Here is a 20,344-nt window from a genome sequence, read left to right as displayed (position 1 = left end):
ACATAAATGGGAATCATGCAAAAGATCGGTTTTATACTATCCATAACATTATTAATGATCACCGGCGCTGTACAGGCACAAATGAAGCGGGTAGCTCCGCTGCATATCTCTGCCAATGGCCGGTATTTTACAACCGCCGGTGGTGCGCCCTTTTTCTGGTTAGGCGATACCGGCTGGTTACTGTTTAATAAGCTCACCCGTGAAGAAGCAGATAACTACCTGGAGAACCGCCGTCAGAAAGGGTTTAACGTAATACAGGTAATGGTGGTGCACAGCCTGGGCCAGGTAAATGCCTATGGCGACAGTGCCCTGGTCAATAAAAATGTAGCGACCCCTAAAACTACACCCGGCAATACATTTACGGATACCGCGCAATATGATTTCTGGGATCATGTAGATTATATTGTTGATAAAGCAGCGGAAAAGGGCCTGTACATGGCGCTGGTGCCGGTATGGGGCTCTAATGTAAAAGAGGGGCATGTAAGTGAGCAGGAAGCAAAGATCTATGCAGCCTGGTTAGCTGCCCGTTATAGGAATCGGCCCAACATCATCTGGCTGAATGGAGGTGATATAAAGGGAAGCGATCACATACAGGTATGGAACGCCATTGGCAGCACTCTGCATGCAGCAGATACTGCGCACCTGGTTACTTACCATCCCAGGGGACGTATGCAATCCTCCACCTGGTTTCATAAAGAGAGCTGGCTGCAGTTTAATATGATGCAGTCCGGCCACCGTACTTACGCGCAGGATACCAGCGCAGAAGACATGCACTATGGAGAAGATAACTGGAAATACATTGTAACAGATTACCGTCTTACGCCCACAAAACCAACGCTGGATGGAGAGCCCTCTTACGAAGGCATTCCACATGGCCTGCACGACAGCCTGCAGCCCCGCTGGACCGACAGTGATGTGCGCCGTTACGGTTACTGGTCTGTTTTTGCCGGTGCTGCCGGTTATACATACGGGCATAACGCCGTAATGCAAATGCACAAATCCACGGATAGTAACGGCGCTTACGGTGTACGTGAAGTATGGACCAGCGCCATGAACGATCCCGGTGCACAGCAAATGGTGTATCTGAAAAACCTGCTGTTGTCACGTCCTTATTTTGAACGGGTACCGGATCAGTCGTTGATAGCCAGCGGGCAGGGAAGCCGCTATAACCGGTTGCTGGCTACCCGCGGGCAGCAGTATGCATTTATTTACACGTACAATGGCCGCAATATACCGGTGAACATGGGTAAGATTGCAGGAGATACTGTAAAGGCATCCTGGTATAACCCGCGCAATGGCGCTGTAACCATCATTGGTAAATACCCGAACAAAGGTGTTAACACTTTTGACCCGCCGGGCGAGCAAAAAGATGGGAATGACTGGGTATTAATACTGGATACCTACACGCCCGGCAAGGAAGTGTATTTGTTCACCTCTTTCCGGGAGCCTGCTACAGACGGTCTGCACCTGTTATACAGCTATGATGCTTATCACTGGCTGGATCTGGGCCATTCCTTCCTGCAGCCGCAGGTAGGTGAAAAGAAATTAATGCGCGACCCTTCTATGATCCAGGACGCCGATGGTACTTTTCACCTGGTATGGACCAGCGGCTGGAAAGGAGATAAGGGATTTGGTTATGCCAGCTCCAAAGACCTGGTACATTGGTCGGAGCAGCGGGCCATTAACGTAATGGAAAAAGAGCCCACAACCGTAAATGTATGGGCGCCGGAACTGTTTTATGATAAGGCTACCAGCCAGTATATTATTATCTGGGCATCCACCATTCCACGCCGTTTTCCTAAAGGGCAGGAGGATGAGGATAATAACCACCGCATGTATTATACCACTACAAAAGATTTTAAAACCTTTACCCCTGCTAAGTTGTTCCTGGATCCCGGCTTCAGCGTAATTGATTGTGTGATTGCAGAGCAGGCGGCAGGTAAATATGTGCTGATCTTAAAAGATAATACCCGCCCGGAAAGGGATATCAAAGTAGCCTTCAGCACGCAGGCTTTAGGCCCGTACAAAAATGTATCAAAGGCATTTACACCCTCTTTTACAGAAGGTCCTGCCGTAGTAAAAGCAGGGCAGAACTGGCTGATCTATTTTGATGCCTACCGCGATAAAGAATATGGCGCGGTTAGAACATCGGATTTTAAAACATTCACAGATATATCCGGGGAGGTGCTGGTACCGGAAGGGCATAAGCACGGCACTATCTTAAAGGTAAAAGAAGAATTATTGGATGCGCTACAGCGCTAAACGTGTGGCACACATAAAAACTAAAGCATGAACGGGAAACTACTGCATATTATTCCACTCTTATTACTCGCTATTACAAGTAAAGCGCAGGACACGGTACGTTATACCGGCCAAACCCGTGTGAATATTGATTACCACCATGGGCAGCTAAGCCCGGCCATGGGCGTACATAACATACAGGTGCTGCGCGCTAACCGTGAGCATCCTGAAATGGCAGAAGGCGCCGGCTGGACATACAACCACGCACCCATGCTGGCTTACTGGAATAACAAATTCTACCTGGAATATTTAAGTGACAGTATTGGTGAGCATATACCGCCCGGCCAAACACTATTAACCACCTCTAAAGACGGTTACAGCTGGACCAAACCGGAGGTGATCTTTCCGCGGTATAAAATACCGGATGGCACTACCAAAGAAGGCCACCCTGGTGTAGCGCATAATTTATATGCCGTGATGCATCAGCGCATGGGATTTTATACTTCTAAGAAAAAGCGTTTGCTGGCACTAGCCTTTTACGGTTTTTGCCTGGATATAGATGATGACCCAAATGATGGAAAGGGTATAGGCCGTGTAGTACGGGAAATACTGCCGGACGGTAGCTACGGTCCTGTTTACTTCATTCATTATAACCCTGCCTGGAATGCAAAGAACACCTCCTATCCCTATTATACCAGCAGCAAGGATAAGGGTTTCGTGGAAGCCTGTAACGAGCTGCTGGCCGATCCGCTTGTAACGCAGCAGTGGAATGAGGAATCAGATCGCAATGATCCGCTTATACCGCTCAAAAAACAATACAAAGCATTAAGCTATTACCATTTGCCGGATGGCAGGGTAGTGGGGCTGTGGAAAAATGCGCTTACTGCTATCAGTAAAGATGAAGGCAAAACCTGGCCTGAATCTGCAGTAAGGGCGCCGGGCTTTGTAAATGCCAATGCCAAGATCTGGGGGCAGCGTACAGCCGACGGCCGTTATGCCACAGTATACAATCCCTCTGAATACCGCTGGCCGTTGGCCATTTCTTTAAGTGATAACGGCCTGGAATATACGAACATGTTGCTGGTACATGGTGAAATTTCTCCCCTGCGTTACCATGGCAATTTCAAAGATTACGGTCCGCAATACATCCGGGGCATCACTGAAAAGAATGGCACACCGCCGGATGGCGACCTGTGGGTGACATACAGCATGAGTAAGGAGGACATCTGGGTATCCCGCGTAAAAGTGCCGGTCATGGAGAAAGCAACGGAGCAGGTAAATGATGTGTTTAAAGAAATGCGGCCGGATACAGCGCTGAATTTATGGAATATTTACAGTCCCTGCTGGGCGCCCGTGAAAATGGAACAAACACCGGATGGCTCCGCGTTGGTGCTGAAAGATAAGGACCGGTACGATTATGCTAAAGCAGAACACCTGTTCCCGGAAACACAAAGAGCAGCGGTGGAGTTTTCCATAACACCTGCACAAAATAACAAAGGCCTGCTACATGTAGAGCTGCAGGACGCTAAAGGCAGCGGCTGCGTGCGGCTGATGTTTGAGCCGGATGGTGTGCTGCGGGCAAAGGCCGGTGCAAAGTTCAAGAACATCATGAAATACGAGGCCGGCACTACCTATAATATCCGCATCACGCTAAATACTTACACCCGCTTTTATACAGTGAACATTAATGGTAAGGATGCCCTAAACCAGCTTACGTTTGCGCCCGTGCGGAATGTGAGCCGTATTGTGTTCCGCACCGGTATGCCACGGCATGAGCCTAATGCGGATACGCCTGCTGCACAAACCTACGACCTGCCCAATGCCGGTGAGCCGGAGGATGAGGCAGTCTTTTATATCCGGTCATTAAAAACAGCAGCAGCAAACTAATGCGCTATTTTATTGCCATATTAACAATACTCATTTCTGCCGCGGGGCCGGCCACCGCGAATGTGCAGCTGCAAAACCTGCGTTGCGAATTGTTATCTAACCCAACAGGTATTGATGTTACAACGCCCCGCCTGAGCTGGGAGATCAGCAGCGCGCAGCGCAATGTGCTACAAACTGCTTACCAGGTGCTGGTAGCATCATCTGCAGAAAAGCTGGCTGCAAATGAAGGCGATCTGTGGAACTCCGGTAAGGTAAGCAGCAGCCAATCCGTACAGGTGCTGTATGCAGGAGCTCCTTTACAGAGCAGAGCAATCTGTTACTGGAAAGTAAGAACCTGGACCACGCAGGGCGCCAGTGAATGGAGCGCGCCGGCACAATGGAGCATGGCGCTGTTAGCCACAAAAGATTGGCAGGCCAGCTGGATAGGGCTGGATCGTGCATTTCCCTGGGATAGTGCGCAAAGTAAGTTCTCCCGTTTGTCGGCCCGTTACTTCCGTAAAACATTTACAGTAAAGCAAGCTGTCAAAAAGGCTACAGCCTATATAGCCGGCTTAGGCTGGTATGAGCTGTATATGAACGGACAGCGCATCGGTAACCAGGTATTGGCGCCCGCGCCCACAGATTATACCAAAAGTGTATTGTACAATACCTATGATGTAACTGACGCTTTGCATCAGGGCGATAATGCAATAGGAACTATACTTGGCAATGGCCGTTTCTTTACCATGCGCCAGGCTTATAAACCGCAAAAGATCCGCACATTCGGTTATCCTAAAATGTTGCTGCAGCTGGAAATTGAATATACCAATGGTACCCGCGAAACCTTTGCCAGTGACGCTTCCTGGAAGGTAACCACCGATGGGCCTATCCGCACCAATAATGAATACGATGGTGAAGAATATGATGCCACCAAAGAAATGCCCGGCTGGAATACTGCCGGTTTTGATGATCATGCCTGGCTGCAGCCAGAATTGGTACAGGCCCCCGGTGGTGTAATAAGGGCGCAGCTGAATGAAAAAATGCAGGTGATGGAAAGGCTGCAGCCCAGGTCCATAAAAGAATTAAAGCCAGGTGTGTACATCCTTGATATGGGGCAGAACATGGCAGGCTGGCTGCAAATGAAAGTAAAAGGTCCGCGCGGTACAAATGTCACCTTACGTTTTGCAGAAACCTTGCAGCCTGATGGCTCCCTTTACACCGCTAACCTGCGGGATGCCAAAGTAACGGATAGGTATACACTAAAAGGCGGGGGTACAGAAACCTGGCACCCGGCGTTTGTATATCATGGCTTCCGGTACGCAGAGATCAGCAATTACCCCGGCACACCTACTGTACAGGATTTTGAAGGGCAGGTGATCTACGATAATATCAGTACCACCGGCACGTTCACTTCCTCAGACACTACCCTGAACCAGATCTTTAATAACGCTTACCAGGGCATTCGCAGCAATTACAAAGGTATGCCGCTGGATTGTCCGCAACGCAATGAGCGTATGCCCTGGCTGGGTGACCGCGCTACCGGCGCCTACGGGGAAGCTTACCTGTTTGACAATGCAAAACTATATGCCAAATGGCTGGATGATATTGAGGAAGCACAAACGCCGGAAGGCGCCATACCGGACGTAGCGCCGGCCTACTGGCGTTATTACAGTGATAATGTTACCTGGCCGGGTACCTACATCCTGGTAGCTGATATGTTGTACGGGCAGTTTGGCGATCAGCGGGCTATTGCCAAACATTATGATACTATGAAGAAGTGGCTGGCCTACATGCGCGCTAAGTACATGAAAGATTACATCGTCACTAAAGATAAATACGGTGATTGGTGTGTGCCGCCGGAATCATTACAGCTCATTCATTCCAGGGATTCTACCCGAAATACGGATGGTACCTTACTGGCCACGGCTTATTACTACCGCCTGTTATTTTTAATGCAGCGTTTTGCAAACGTGCTGCATAAACCGCAGGATGCACAGGCATTTGCAGAGCTGTGCGCGCACATCCGCACTGCCTTTAACCGGAAATTCTTTAACCCGCTTACTGCACAATACAGCAATAATACGGTAACTGCTAACTTATTGCCATTGTATTTTGGAATAACACCCGCTGCAACGGAAAAGCAGGTGTTCAGCAATATTGTGAATAAAATACAACAGGAATATAAAGGACATATCAGCACCGGGGTAATAGGCACGCAATGGCTTATGCGCGGTTTAAGCCGCTGGGGTAAGCCGGAGCTGGCCTTTCACATTGCCGCTAACCGCGATTATCCCAGCTGGGGATATATGATAGACCGTGGCGCTACCACTATCTGGGAGCTCTGGAATGGCGACACGGCTAATCCAGCCATGAACTCCCATAACCATGTAATGCTGCTGGGCGATCTGCTGATCTGGTATTATGAGGACCTGGCCGGCATCCGCAGCAGCACAGCATCTCCGGGCTTTAAACAGGTGATCATGCAGCCGGTTTTGCCGGAAGGGTTACAAACAGTAAATGCTTCCTATCAATCCATTCACGGTACTATCAAAAGCGAGTGGAAGAATGTGAACGGTACATTTACCTGGAATATTTCTGTGCCGGGTAATACAACTGCGTTAGTATATATACCCGCTACCGCTGCTGCACAGGTAAAGGAACGTGGTAACGCCGCTGCCAAAGCAGCTGGTGTAAGGTGGTTGCGTATGGAAGGTGACCGGGCCGTGTTTGAGGTAGGCTCCGGGAATTATGAATTTGAAAGCAGTAAATAACTATGATGTATAAACGTATTTTTTGCGCCGGGTTTCTATTACTCGCAGCGCTCATTAGCCAGGGGCAAACAGGTAAGCCGCGTACTTTTAAAGAAGGGATCCTGACAGATGAATTTATTTTTGAGAAAGCATCCTTTCCATCCTGCCACGCGGCTACCATTGCAGAAACCCCGAAAGGACTTGTAGCAGCCTGGTTTGGCGGTACCAAAGAGGGCAAACCGGATGTAAGCATCTGGGTAAGCCATAAAGCAATAGCCAAAAGCCAGTGGACAACACCGGTGAAAGTAGCCAATGGTAAAAAGAACGACACTACCCGCTATGCCTGCTGGAACCCGGTATTATACCAGGTGCCCGGCGGCGATCTGTTATTGTTCTATAAAATAGGTCCTAAAGTAGCGCAATGGAAGGGCTGGATGATCAGCTCAAAAGATGGCGGTACTACCTGGTCGGCTCCCAAAGCCTTGCCCGATGGTTATTTAGGGCCTGTTAAGAATAAACCGGTGTTGTTAAGTGATGGTACTTTGCTCTGCCCGTCCAGTACAGAAGGCGATGGCTGGAAGGTACACTTTGAGCTCACAAAAGACAATGGCAATACCTGGGAAAAGGTAGGCCCTATCAATGATGGAAAAACTTACAACGCTATACAACCCAGCGTGCTGTTTTACAAAGATGGCAGGCTGCAGATCCTTTGCAGAAGCAAGAACCGCGCGATACTGGAATCCTGGTCAACAGATAACGGCCGCAGCTGGTCGGCCATAGCGCCAATTGATCTGCCAAATAATAATTCCGGTACAGATGCAGTAACCATGCAGGATGGCCGGCAGCTGCTGGTATATAATCATGTGCTGCCACCGGATGGTAAGCCCAAAGGCCCGCGCACACCTTTGAACGTAGCTATATCCAAAGATGGTAAGGTATGGAATGCCGCGCTGGTGCTGGAAGACTCACCCATCAGCCAGTATTCCTATCCTTCTGTGATCTGCGCAAAGGATGGTTCTATTCACATTGTATATACCTGGCGCCGGGAGCGCATCAAGTATGTGAAAATAGATCCTAAGCAATTACAGCTCACAGAGATTAAAAATGGCCAATGGCCAAAGTGAATTACGAATTATCCAATTACGAATTACGAATTGAGTAGTTCGTAATTACGGTGTTCGCACTATTAAATGCTGACCGGAATTTGTAGTTGATAATTTGTGATCAAATAATTGTACCAATACTATTGGTAGTTATATAGATAACATTCCAAAACGTAAAACCAATTCGTAATTCGTAATTGAATAATTCGTAATTAAATGGACCGTCGTCACTTCCTTCTCAATACTTCTCTGGCCCTTACAGCGGGTTTATTACACCGTCAGTTATCCTGGGCTGCTACCACGCCTGCAAATACTGATCAGCGTTATAAAATAGCCGTGTGCGACTGGATGATCCTTAAAAGGCAGAAGCTGGGCGCATTTCAGCTTACCAAAGATATTGGCGCTGATGGGGTAGAGCTGGATATGGGCGGTTTAGGTAACCGGGAAACTTTTGATAATAAGCTCGTAGATCCTGTTTTGCGCCAGCAGTTCCTGGACAAAGCAAAAGAGCTGAACCTGAAAATCAGTTCTGTTGCCATGTCGGGTTTTTATGCACAGTCGTTTGCGGAACGTCCGGGGGTAGACAAAATGGTGCAGGACTGCATTGATACTATGACCCAGCTAAACGTAAAGGTAGCTTTCCTGCCCCTGGGCATACAGGGCGACCTGGTACAACATCCGGAGCTGCGCCCTGTAATTGTGCAGCGTTTGCAGGCAGTGGCCAAACAGGCAGAGAAAGCAAATGTGATCATTGGAATAGAAACATCCCTGGATGCAGCCGGAGAGGTTAAGCTGATGGATGATATTGGTTCTCATGCCATCCAGAGTTATTTCAACTTTGCCAATGCGCTGGAAGCAGGCCGCGATCTGCAAAAGGAATTGCGCATCCTGGGTAAGAACCGTATCTGCCAGATCCACTGTACGGATAAAGATGGTGTATGGCTGCAGGATAACCCGCGTATTCATTTACCTAAAGTAAAACATACGCTGGATAAAATGGGCTGGAGCGGCTGGCTGGTGATAGAGCGCTCCCGCAATGCGAAGGACCCACGTAATGTAAAATGGAACTTTGGCGCAAATACTAAATATCTGAAATCGGTTTTTCAACAGGCTTAATGAAAGGTATAAGAACGATACTGTTTTACGTATGGGCGTGTATGTTATCACTGCCGGCTATAGCGCAGCAGCATGACCTGGAAAGGGATTTCCGCCAACCGCCAGCTGCGGCTAAGCCCTGGGTATTCTGGTACTGGATGCAGGCCAGCGTATCAAAGGCCGGTATTACTGCCGACCTGGAAGCAATGAAAGAGGCAGGTATTGGCGGCGCTTACCTGATGCCAATAAAAGGCGCTGCTAACCCGCCGCTGATGCAGCCGCCGGTAGCGCAGCTAACGCCGGAATGGTGGGACATGGTGCGTTTTGCCATACAGGAAGCAGACCGCTTAGGTTTGCAGATGGCGATGCATGATTGTGATGGTTTTGCATTGGCTGGCGGCCCCTGGATAACGCCGGAGCTCTCCATGCAAAAAGTGGTTTGGTCAGAAACACAGGTGGAGGGCAACCGGCTGTTTAATGATACCTTGTTAACCCCGCCTGCCTATAAAGGTTATTATAAAGATATCCAGGTGCTGGCTTATCCCGCATTACCAGGAACAGGGCCCGCTCCTGCGCCGGTGGTAAGCACCAGCCAGGCCGGCATAGATGCACGCTTTTTACTGGATCCCAATAACAAAGAGAACTTCCGCAGTGAAGCCGCCTGCTGGATCCAGTATGCATTTGATAAGCCCTTCACCTGCCGCAATATTCACATCCGCACCAATGGACCTAACTACCAGGCGCAGCGCCTGATAGTAACTGTTAGCGATGATGGACGAAACTTCCGTAGCATTGGCCGTTTGGAGGCGCCCCGCCATGGCTGGCAGGATAATGATTTTGGCGTAACACATGCCATCACCCCCACGACTGCACGTTATTTCCGGTTTGTATATGACAGCACCGGCTCAGAAGCCGGATCCGAAGACCTGGATGCTGCCAAATGGAAAACCACTTTAAAGGTCTGTGGTATTACATTATCCAGTGAGCCGCGCCTGCACCAGTTTGAAGGAAAGAACGGGGAGATCTGGCGTATCAGCAGCCGTACTACTACAGCGCAGGTGCCGGATTCATTATGTGTGCCGTTGAATAAGATCATTAACCTTACCGGTAAATTAGATAAACAGGGCCGCCTGTTATGGCAGGTACCACCCGGCCGCTGGACCATCCTGCGTATCGGCCATACCTCTACAGGTCATACCAATGCTACCGGTGGCGCGGGGATTGGGCTGGAGTGTGATAAGTTTAACCCTGTTGCCATCCGTCTGCAGTTTGATAAGTGGTTCGGAGAAGCTTTCAGGCAGGTGGGACCCGCATTAGCCGGCCGCGTGTTAAAAGTATTCCATGTGGATAGCTGGGAATGCGGCAGCCAGAACTGGTCGCCGGTGTTCCGCGAAGAGTTTCGCCGCCGCAGAGGCTATGATCTGTACACTTATTTGCCGGTAATGGCCGGTATCCCGGTGCAAAGCGCCGCCATCTCAGAACGGTTTTTACACGATATCCGCCAAACGATCTCTGAGCTGGTAGTAGATAATTTTTACGGCACCATGGGAAAGCTGGCGCATGAAAAGGGTTGCAGCTTTAGTGCGGAAAATGTAGCGCCCACCATGACCAGCGACGGCATGGCCCATTACAGCGCAGTGGATATTCCCATGGGTGAGTTCTGGCTACGGTCACCCACACACGATAAACCCAATGATATGCTGGACGCTATTTCCGGTGCGCATATTTATGGGAAACAGATTATACAATCAGAAGCTTTTACGGAATTACGCATGGCCTGGGATGAGCATCCTGCCATGTTAAAAGCCTTGCAGGATAAGAATTATGCCATGGGCGTGAACCGACTGGTGTATCATGTATTCGCGCACAATCCCTGGACAGACCGTGCTCCGGGTATGACGCTGGACGGAGTGGGGCTTTACTTTCAGCGGGATCAAACCTGGTGGAAACCGGGCCGCGCCTGGGTTACCTATGCACAACGTTGCCAGGCCCTGTTACAACAAGGCCGGCCGGTAGTGGATGTAGCCGTATTCACTGGCGAGGAAATACCCCGTCGCGCCATATTACCGGACCGCCTAAACACTTTACCCGGTATTGTAGAAGATGGATATGATTCTTTTAACCGCGATGCTTTGTTACGGTTAACGGAAGTGCACAACGGCCGTATTGAGCTGCCGGGTGGTGCCAGCTATGCCGCATTGGTATTACCCGGCCCGCATGCTATGTCGCCGGATGCAAAAATGTTGTCGCCGGAAGTGGCTGTCCGCTTGCAGGAGCTGGTGAAGGCTGGTGCTACAATACTTACTGCAGAACAGGCAGATCATGCGCCGGGCTTATCCGGTTTCCCTGCCAGTGATGATACGGTGCGCCGGATCATGCAAACATTAAAATTGAAAACCTGGCACGAATGGCGCCTGGAAAGAGATGTAATTACACAACCCGGCGTGGTCTGGACCCACCGCCAGCTGCCGGATGCAGATATCTATTTCATCGCTAACCAGCTGGATACTGCCCGCATCCTGGATGTTTCGCTTCGTGTAGCCGGTAAGGTACCTGAGCTATGGGACCCGGTTACCGGTGATATACAAACAGCAAAAGAATGGTCTGTTGAAAAAGGGCGTACGCTCCTGCCGTTACAGTTAGGACCTTCAGGTTCCATATTCGTGGTGCTGCGTAAGCCAATCACGCAAAAGGAACAGCATACCGGTCAGAACTGGCAGCAGCCGCAAACGCTGCAAACCCTCACGGGTAGCTGGCAGGCTGCCTTTAATAAAAAAGCAGGCGGCCGTGAACAACCTATAACGTTCCATCAGCTGCAGGATTGGAGTAAACACACAGACAGTACCATTCGCTATTATTCCGGTACTGCCACATATGCGAAAGCATTTAACTGGAAAGCAACTACCGGCCGTATATGGCTGGATGTAGGACGGGTAGCCAATATTGCGGAAATTACCCTGAATGGCATACCCTGCGGTGTGGCCTGGACCGCACCTTACCGTGTGGATATTACAAAAGCCTTACACAACGGTAGCAACGAGTTAAAGATCGAAGTATCCAACACCTGGGCCAACCGTTTGATCGGAGATCACAGACTGCCGGAAGCACAGCGTATTACCCGCACTACCGCGCCTTATCGTTTAGAGGGAAGTCCGCTGCTGGAAGCCGGTTTGCTGGGGCCTGTAACAATAGTGAAAACAAATGAATGACACGATGAGACACATGCTAACATATATACTGCTTTTAATTGGAACGATTGCCTGTGCGCAAAGCAAACCGCAGGAGGTACCCGCCAATGTAATGCAGCATGTTTACGACCAGGTGAAAACACCCTATAAATACGGGCTGGTATTGGTACCCTCAGATAATGCAAAGAAAATAGATTGCCCAAGCGTGTTCCGCAAGAACGATAAATGGTATATGACCTATATTGTTTTTGACGGAAGGGGTTATGAAACCTGGCTCTCCGGCAGTGACGACCTGCTGCACTGGAAAACAATGGGCCGGCTCATGTCTTTTTCTGATACTACGGATTGGGATAATAACCAGAAGGCAGGATACATAGCCCTGCAGGATCCGCAATGGGGCGGCAGCTATGAATGGCAGCCCTATAAGGGTAAATACTGGATGTCGTACATTGGCGGCAGCAACCGCGGTTATGAACAGGGCTTGCTTTCAATTGGAATGGCGTATACAAAGAAGAATCCTGCAAAAGCCCATGAGTGGCAGCGGTTGCCTAAACCTGTACTGATGGCCACTGATGCAGATGTTCGCTGGTGGGAGAACAACACCTTGTATAAAAGCACGGTATTATGGGATAAAACCAACAGCATTGGCTATCCTTTTATACTGTATTACAATGCAAAAGGCGACAGCCTTAAACCCAAAAGAGGGAAGGAGCGTATAGGTATGGCAGTATCTGACGATATGGTGCACTGGAAGCGCTATGAAAAAGAACCGGTGCTGAACCATCACGCCGGCATTACCGGCGATCCATGGATCCAGCGCATGAATGATGTATGGGTAATGTTCTACTTCGGCGCCTTCTGGAAAGACAGGCCCGGCGCCTTTAACCGTTTTGCCTGTTCCTATGACCTGGTGCACTGGACCGACTGGACCGGTGACGACTTAATAAAGTCCTCAGCATCCTTTGATGATCTTTTTGCACATAAATCCAGTGTGGTGTTTTACAAAGGCGTAGTATATCATTTCTACTGCGCCGTGAATAAGGCCGAGCAGCGGGGTATTGCCGTAGCTACATCTGTAGATAAGGGAAAAAGTGAAGTGCAGTTTGTACCGCACGTGGATAAATGATGTGGGATGCTCCCTTAATTTTATATTGCATTTATAATTAAGCACATGCGATTATTAACAGCTATATTTTTACTGATAAGCATCTATGCCCAGGCCCAGGATAGCAGCCGCACACAGTTATTTGATGCAGGCTGGCGTTTTCACAGGGGCGGGGCGCAAGGCGCCGATGAGCCGGATTTTGACGATTCCCAATGGCGTGCAATAGACCTGCCGCATGACTGGAGTATTGAAGACCTGCCAGGCACACAATCGCCCTTTAGCCCGGATGCCATTAGCCAGGTAAGCGGTGGTTTTACCACCGGCGGCACTGGCTGGTACCGCAAAACATTTACCATACCTGCTGCGCAAAAAGGCAAGCGTGTACACCTGCAGTTTGATGGTATTTATATGAATGCCGAGATCTGGCTCAATGGAAAAAAGCTGGGTAAACACCCTTACGGTTATACGTCCTTCTGGTACGATGCTACAGATCGTATCAAATGGAATGAAAAAAATGTGCTGGCTGTAAAGGTCAGGAATGAAGGAGAGAACAGCCGCTGGTATGCCGGTTCAGGCATTTATCGCCACGTATGGCTGCAGGTGATGGATCCGGTGCATGTAGCGCAGTGGGGCACTTATATTACAACTCCACAGGTAAGCGCTGCTACGGCTGGTGTACATATAAATACTACGGTATTGAATGAAGGCGCCGGCACTACATCCATAAAGCTGGTTACCCGTATTTTAAACGCAAAAGGAAAAGAAGTAGCCACTGCCAACAGCACGCAAAGCTTAAGCCCCAAAGATACTGTTACCTATAACCAGGATGTGGCAGTAGCCCGCCCTGAGCTGTGGTCTGTTACCACGCCGGTATTGTATACCGCTGTAACATCCGTTTACCGCGATGGGCAATTGGTTGATCAGCTGCAAACTCCTTTTGGCATCCGCAGCATTACCGCTGATGCCGTGAATGGTTTCCGTTTAAATGGGCAGCCGTTGAAATTAAAAGGGGGGTGTGTGCACCATGACAATGGTCCCTTAGGTGCAAAGGCCTACGACCGTGCAGAGGAACGTAAGATAGAAATACTAAAAGCCAACGGGTATAACGCCATCCGCTGCGCGCATAATCCACCCTCACCCGCTTTCCTGGATGCCTGCGACCGTTTGGGCATGCTGGTGATAGATGAAGCCTTTGATGCCTGGACGCAGGGTAAAAACCCGGACGATTATCATCTCTACTTTAATGACTGGTGGAAGAAAGATATAGAGAGCATGGTATACCGCGACCGCAATCATCCGTCCATCATTATGTGGAGCACCGGTAACGAGATCCCGAACCGGGAAAAGCCGGAAGTAGTAAGCGTTGCCAGAATGCTCAGTGACCACATCCGCACGCTTGATACCACACGGTTTATAACCTGTGGGGTGAATGGTGTAACGCCGGATAAAGATCCTTTCCTGGCTACACTGGACATCGCCGGTTATAACTATGCACGGGATAAATACGTAACCGATCATCAGCGTTTACCCGATCGCGTTATATTTGCCACGGAATCTTTACCGCTGGAAGCATTTGATTACTGGATGGGTGTAACAGATCATCCCTGGGTGATCGGTGATTTTGTATGGACTTCCTTTGATTATATAGGAGAAGCCAGCATTGGCTGGCTGGGTTACTGGCAGCGGCAGCACTTCTACCCCTGGAACCTTGCCTATTGCGGCGATATAGATATCTGCGGCTGGAAACGCCCGCAATCCTATTACCGGGATGTACTGTGGAAACCCGGCCAGGTATCGGTTTTTGTAAAACCGCCGCAGCCTTCTTTTCCCACCAATCCAAATAAAGTGGACTGGAGCCATTGGGAATGGCATGATGTGGTACCAGACTGGAACTGGAAAGGTTATGAAAAACAGCCGCTGGAAGTGGAAGTATATTCTTCCTGTGAGCAGGTGGAGCTTTTCCTGAACAATCGTTCTTTAGGAAAACAATCCACCAGCCGCGCTAATAAGTTCACCGCTACTTTCAAGGTCCCTTATGAAGCAGGTACGCTGGAAGCAATAGGTTATAATGGCAACAAAAAAATAAATACTGCTGTATTACGCACGGCGGCTACGCCTGTACAGCTTAAGCTCACAGCAGATCATAACACCATGCAGGCTAATAACCAGGACCTGGTATATATCACAGTAGAATTACTGGATGCCAGCGGCGTGCGCGATCCTAAAGCAGAGAACCTGGTCCAGTTTTCTATAACTGGTCCGGGCACCATTGTGGGTGTGGGTAATGCAAACCCTATCAGTACAGAAAGCTACCAGCTGCCGCAGCGTAAAGCCTGGCAGGGCAGGTGTTTGGTGGTAGTGAAAGCTACAGGAGGGCCGGGGAATGTTGTGTTAAAGGCAAAGGCGGAGGGGTTAAAGGAGGGGCAGGTGAGTGTTGTGGTGAAGTGATTATCTCCGCACCGTGTAGACAATCCTACTTCAACATCACCACCACATCTTTCTCTCTCTCCTTCGGCAGCACTTCCAGCTTCACAATCTTCCCATCCTTCAAAATGCCCTCCACGGTTGTCTCATATGGTGCATGCAGTTTAAAATGTACATCCCATTTGGGCGGCCAGGCAGGAAAAAGATAAATATGCTTCCCATCCGTTTGCAGCAGCATTTCCTGCAATCCTATCATTCCTGATCCACCCTGGTTATGATCCGGTGTCCAGTCAAAACCAGGCCCCCAGAAAGCAGGGAAACGGTTGGTACTATTTTTCAGTTTTTCCAATGTGTAATAAGCTGCTTCTTTGGTAAGCCCTAAACGTGCACAGAAAATATTATCCTGTTTCCAGCCCACTGCGCTGCGGCGTGATATGGCATCCGTATCATACAGCCAGGTATTGCGTGCCGTATCCAGCCCGGGCTTACCAATACCATACATGCCATAAGGGAATACCGGGTATAACTGCGGTGTTTCCTGGTTATTGATCCGTTGCCAGGACTGCGCAGGTGAAATAGTCGTATATCCCTGCATGTTACGGAAGGAGAGAGGCGGTATGCGTTGCAGGAAAGCCTGCAGCTTTTTGCGTGTACTGTCTGCAATAGATAATTCCAGCAAGCGGCTGGTAACGGTATGTAAACCCACAATAGTAGTAGCGGAGTTGTAAGCCAGCTTGTATGTTTCGCCAGCCGAACCGGGATACAGCACCAGGTGCCCGTTGCTATCCAGCGCAGCGCCGCCGCGTAAGGTAGCCAGGTATTGATAGTGCTCATCAAAAAAGGTAATGCAGCTTTCAATAAGCGGCAGGTACTTTGAAATATCATGCCCGCTGAAACGTTCCCAATCCAGTATCATCAGGCAAAATTCCAGTACAGTATCCCATTCGTATTCCAGCCAGTTATTGTATTCTACGCCTTTATCAAAATCTGCTGGGCGCTTCCAGCCGTATTCACTGGCAGCAGGTAGGCCAAAATTTTCCATCTGCTCTGTAAAGCTGGCGCCTGCATGTCCCCAGTAAAAGCGGGTACGCGCGGTTGCATTTTGCAATGCCCGCCGGTAAAATTCAAACTGCGCGGTCATCAGATCAAAGTCGCCGCTTTTCAGCAACGGCCAGTACACCAGGCGCTGGTTCTGCGCGGTGAAGGTACCGCCACCCCAGCGCCGGAAATCCGGTGAGAAGGGAGTGTTTTTATTTACAAAAACGGGATCGTAGGTAAACAGCCCGCCGTTAAACTTGGTAGGGTAGGCGCCGTAGGCATTACAGCCCAGCATATAGCGGAACAGCTGATAGTTGCGGCTGGCCTGCCATTCAACAGTGTTGGTGTCTTTCTGAATGAAGATAAAGCTCCGGTCCCAGTACTGTTGCCACCAGGCTTGTGTTTTTTCAAAGCTGCTGCCGGCAGCTGCTGCTATTTGCTGCTGCAAACCCTGGTACCAGTTAATCGTATCTATATGTAGCAGCACATTAATAGTATGATTACGTGCCGCCTGCCTGCTTTGCAGCTGCCACGCGGTGTAAGGTGTGTTCAGGTATTTGCCGGTTGCAGTACCGGCGGCCTGCATATTACTGCCCCACATTGCTCCGCCGGACGTAAGCCCCCGCTGTGGATTCCAGAGCTGTGACTTTATCGCATTCAAGCCTTGTTGCCGTACGGTAAAGTCAAAGATCAGCTTATCATCGCGATTGCGATGGCAGAACAGCACCTGGTTTTCATGAAAAGTAATACTATCATGATAGGCTGTTACCGGGATGGTGCCGCCTTTATAACCGGAAGAAGCCAGCAGCTCACCCGGCGATAATAACCGGTCTTTCGTGCGCCAGTTCTCATAACGCGCAGTAGCTTTTACAGGCTGGTTGCTGTTTACCTCCACATGTATCAGGGGCTGAAAAACATCTACCCATATCCGGATCTTCGCTTGCAGCGGGCCTTTGCTGCCGCTGATATCAATATAACCCTGCCGCAGGTGCAAGGTTTGCCGGAATTGCGTACCATTCTCAAACGGGTTAGGCGTAAGCTTTACCCGAAGGCGCCCCTGTTTGAGCATAATGTTATGTTCATCAAATGCGCCGCTGCGGGAAAGGTAGCAGCATAGCTCCCCTTTCTCTACCCACACGTTCAGGCCTATATCACCGCCACCACAAGGCATAGATTCGCCGGAGCTGCGGCTCTGGCGGGTCCAGGTAATATTGCAGGAATCCAGCTCCGGTTGCTGCGCTTGTGTGTTAAAAGCGCATATAACCGGTAACAGCCAAAGTAATATGTTGCGAAAAACCTGGTACATATTGTATAAGCGGGCAAAGTTAACAGAACATTTTTAAACGCTTGCTCCGGCAACGTTTGCGTAAAAAAATACTAATTTACCTGTATATTTCTGTAGTTTGATCGCTATAGCGGAGATCTAAAATTCCATGTTGATGAAAGTACGGGGACTTTACCGTTTTACGCAGCTGTTGTCGAATAAGTGTTACTTGTACAGTTATACTAAGATTGCCATTGGTATTATGTGCCTGTGGGTATTCCCTCTGCATGCCCAACAATCCACTAACATCATTGACTGGCGGGCAGATGAAATGCTCAATACTTACCTGATGCAGCAAATGCACCAGCAATATGTATTACGCAATACCCGTCTGCAAACGGCCCTGCAATCCGCGCAGGGAGTACACAGCTACCAGCAGCAGCTGCAGGCTGCTTATCATAAATTATTAGGTCCCTTGCCGCAAAAAGTACCACTGCAGCCGCTTGTAACAGGCACGCTGCAGCAGGATGGTTACCGCATTGAAAAGATCATTTATCAAAGCCTTCCTCAACATCATGTAACGGCCAACTTATATATACCAGCAGGCAAAGGCCCTTTCCCTGCTGCGCTGTTGTTTTGCGGGCATGAGGCCACAGCAAAGTCCACCCCCTCATACCAGCAAACAGCTATACTGCTTGCAAAAAATGGTTTTGTGGTGCTGATCGTTGACCCCGTTTCACAGGGAGAGCGTCATCAGCTTACGGACAGTACCGGCAAACCTTTAACCAGGGGCGGTACCACTGAACATACTTTATTAAACGCAGCAGCTGCCCTGGTAGGTTCCAGCGTAGCGGCTTACGAGTTATGGGATAATGAGCGCGGGCTCGACTACCTTTTATCCCGCAGGGAAGTGGATACTACCCGTATTGGTTGTTTAGGCAATTCTGGAGGCGGCACGCAAACTGCTTACTTTATGGCCTTTGAGCCACGCATTAAAGTGGCGGCAGTGTGCAGCTACATTACTTCCCGCGAAAGAACATTTGAGCTGGCCGGCCCGCTGGATGGCTGTGTACAAATACCCAATGAAGGCAAGCAAGGCATTGAAATAGCCGACTACATGCACATGCTGGCGCCGAAGCCTTTACTGATATTATCCGGCCGGTACGACTTTGTAGATTATATCGGCGCTGTGCAGGCCTACAACGAAGCCAAACAATGTTATACTACTTTAAATGCTGCAGATCATGTGCAGCTGGTAACAGTAGATGATGGCCATGGCATTTCTCAACCCAAGCGGGAAGCTGCTGTACGCTGGTTCCGTAAATGGCTTTATAAAGATGATGCGCCGGTAAAAGAAGGTACGCTGAATGTATTACCTGCCGCAACACTGAACTGCACTACTAGCGGTGAGCTGAATAACAGCATGCCCAATGAGCTTACGCTACAGCAGCATTTCCTGAAAACAGCTACCGTGCTGTCTAACAGCCGGAAGAAGCTCACGGGCAAAGCGCTGGCAGATACCCTGCAACAGTTATTAGCATTACCATCCGCCCGCGAAAAAGTACAGGTAGAAGATACCGGTACTTTCTCACACCCATTAGGTAAAATAGAAAAGAAGCTGTTACGCAGCGCCCATGAGCCGCCCCTGCCTTTTTTGCTCATACGCCCGCAGGAGCAGGCTATCAAAAAAGTGCTGATCTGCTTACAGGACGAGGGCAAACGCGCCTTGCTGGATAGCGCTGCTTTGTTACAGCCGTACCTGCAAAAAGGTTACGCCATCCTGCTGCCCGATCTGCGGGGTACCGGTGAAACTGCCGACCGGCCCGAATTTAACAATACCAAGTTCTATAATAAAGAATACCGCAATGTAATGTCATCCCTGCATTTGGGGCGGCCGCTTATAGGGCAGCGCGTAACCGACCTGCAGCTCTTGCTGGATTATTTGCAAACAGATGCTGCTTTCCGGCAAAGAGAGGTGGCCGTACGTGCTACAGGTATGAGCGCCCTGGTAGCGCTGCATGCCGCTGTGGTGGATGATCGCATCAAATACCTGCAGGTAGCGGATCACCTGCCTTCTTTTACCACTATCATTCAGCAGGTGTTGCAAAAGAACTGGTATAGCGTTGTAATACCGGATGTTTTGCGGTATTACGATGTACCGGACCTGCTGCGGATCCTTGATAAGCGGTTTGATTTTCCGTAACAGGGCCGTTAAGTTTACACCATAGTATAATTGAACGTTGTGAAAATATTTTTCATCTTTTGATCTC

10 protein-coding genes are annotated in these 20,344 nt (G+C 49.5%); 9 read left to right on the top strand and 1 reads right to left on the bottom strand.

What is annotated here, in order from left to right; translation table 11 throughout:
- Window positions 1–15: 15 nt before the first annotated feature.
- From BMZ54_RS33415 to BMZ54_RS30045, 8 genes are all read left to right on the top strand, one after another.
- Complete coding sequence (locus BMZ54_RS33415) at window positions 16–2,262, top strand: apiosidase-like domain-containing protein (RefSeq protein ID WP_089920876.1); 2,247 nt, start codon at window positions 16–18, stop codon at window positions 2,260–2,262.
- Between the two features lie 27 nt (window positions 2,263–2,289).
- Window positions 2,290–4,128, top strand: a complete 1,839-nt coding sequence (locus tag BMZ54_RS30075; protein WP_089920578.1) for a six-hairpin glycosidase — start codon at window positions 2,290–2,292, stop codon at window positions 4,126–4,128.
- Window positions 4,128–6,878 carry a glycoside hydrolase family 78 protein gene (locus tag BMZ54_RS30070; protein WP_089920576.1) on the top strand — a complete coding sequence of 917 codons (2,751 nt, stop codon included), beginning with the start codon at window positions 4,128–4,130 and terminating at the stop codon, window positions 6,876–6,878. Before BMZ54_RS30075 ends, BMZ54_RS30070 begins: the two co-directional genes overlap by 1 nt.
- Window positions 6,879–6,880: 2 nt before the next feature.
- The gene (locus BMZ54_RS30065; RefSeq protein WP_238386730.1) at window positions 6,881–7,981 is read left to right on the top strand and encodes a sialidase family protein; all 1,101 of its coding nucleotides are present in this window, start codon (window positions 6,881–6,883) and stop codon (window positions 7,979–7,981) included.
- 195 nt (window positions 7,982–8,176) lie between these two features.
- Complete coding sequence (locus tag BMZ54_RS30060) at window positions 8,177–9,076, top strand: sugar phosphate isomerase/epimerase family protein (RefSeq protein WP_089920574.1); 900 nt, start codon at window positions 8,177–8,179, stop codon at window positions 9,074–9,076.
- Window positions 9,076–12,264 carry a glycosyl hydrolase gene (locus BMZ54_RS30055; RefSeq protein WP_089920571.1) on the top strand — a complete coding sequence of 1,063 codons (3,189 nt, stop codon included), beginning with the start codon at window positions 9,076–9,078 and terminating at the stop codon, window positions 12,262–12,264. The genes BMZ54_RS30060 and BMZ54_RS30055 overlap by 1 nt, the downstream gene beginning before the upstream one ends.
- A gap of 4 nt (window positions 12,265–12,268) precedes the next feature.
- Window positions 12,269–13,369 carry a glycoside hydrolase family protein gene (locus BMZ54_RS30050; RefSeq protein WP_089920569.1) on the top strand — a complete coding sequence of 367 codons (1,101 nt, stop codon included), beginning with the start codon at window positions 12,269–12,271 and terminating at the stop codon, window positions 13,367–13,369.
- A 45-nt stretch (window positions 13,370–13,414) separates the two neighbouring features.
- Window positions 13,415–15,796: a glycoside hydrolase family 2 TIM barrel-domain containing protein gene (locus BMZ54_RS30045; RefSeq protein WP_089920568.1), complete on the top strand. Its 2,382-nt coding sequence runs from the start codon at window positions 13,415–13,417 to the stop codon at window positions 15,794–15,796.
- A 25-nt stretch (window positions 15,797–15,821) separates the two neighbouring features.
- Here BMZ54_RS30045 and BMZ54_RS30040 read toward each other — a convergent pair whose 3' ends face one another.
- Window positions 15,822–18,116, bottom strand: a complete 2,295-nt coding sequence (locus tag BMZ54_RS30040; protein ID WP_089920566.1) for a DUF5703 domain-containing protein — start codon at window positions 18,114–18,116, stop codon at window positions 15,822–15,824.
- A 133-nt stretch (window positions 18,117–18,249) separates the two neighbouring features.
- Between BMZ54_RS30040 and BMZ54_RS30035 the strand changes: the two genes are divergently transcribed.
- Window positions 18,250–20,277: an alpha/beta hydrolase family protein gene (locus BMZ54_RS30035; protein WP_089920564.1), complete on the top strand. Its 2,028-nt coding sequence runs from the start codon at window positions 18,250–18,252 to the stop codon at window positions 20,275–20,277.
- The last annotated feature ends 67 nt before the right edge of the window (window positions 20,278–20,344 follow it).

The sequence above is a fragment of the Chitinophaga rupis genome (assembly GCF_900109685.1).
GTDB classification, from domain to species: domain Bacteria; phylum Bacteroidota; class Bacteroidia; order Chitinophagales; family Chitinophagaceae; genus Chitinophaga; species Chitinophaga rupis.
Note: the sequence above shows the minus strand (reverse complement) of the source record. Positions and strands in the feature narration are given on the sequence as shown.

What these genes read in the sequence shown, in the direction of transcription:
- BMZ54_RS30060 (WP_089920574.1), top strand. Translation starts at nt 8,177, where the DNA reads ATGGACCGTCGTCACTTCCTTCTCAATACTTCTCTGGCCCTTACAGCG.
- BMZ54_RS30055 (WP_089920571.1), top strand. Translation starts at nt 9,076, where the DNA reads ATGAAAGGTATAAGAACGATACTGTTTTACGTATGGGCGTGTATGTTA.
- BMZ54_RS30050 (WP_089920569.1), top strand. Translation starts at nt 12,269, where the DNA reads ATGAGACACATGCTAACATATATACTGCTTTTAATTGGAACGATTGCC.
- BMZ54_RS30045 (WP_089920568.1), top strand. Translation starts at nt 13,415, where the DNA reads ATGCGATTATTAACAGCTATATTTTTACTGATAAGCATCTATGCCCAG.
- BMZ54_RS30075 (WP_089920578.1), top strand. Translation starts at nt 2,290, where the DNA reads ATGAACGGGAAACTACTGCATATTATTCCACTCTTATTACTCGCTATT.
- BMZ54_RS30065 (WP_238386730.1), top strand. Translation starts at nt 6,881, where the DNA reads ATGATGTATAAACGTATTTTTTGCGCCGGGTTTCTATTACTCGCAGCG.
- BMZ54_RS30040 (WP_089920566.1), bottom strand. Translation starts at nt 18,116, where the DNA reads ATGTACCAGGTTTTTCGCAACATATTACTTTGGCTGTTACCGGTTATA.
- BMZ54_RS30070 (WP_089920576.1), top strand. Translation starts at nt 4,128, where the DNA reads ATGCGCTATTTTATTGCCATATTAACAATACTCATTTCTGCCGCGGGG.
- BMZ54_RS33415 (WP_089920876.1), top strand. Translation starts at nt 16, where the DNA reads ATGCAAAAGATCGGTTTTATACTATCCATAACATTATTAATGATCACC.
- BMZ54_RS30035 (WP_089920564.1), top strand. Translation starts at nt 18,250, where the DNA reads ATGAAAGTACGGGGACTTTACCGTTTTACGCAGCTGTTGTCGAATAAG.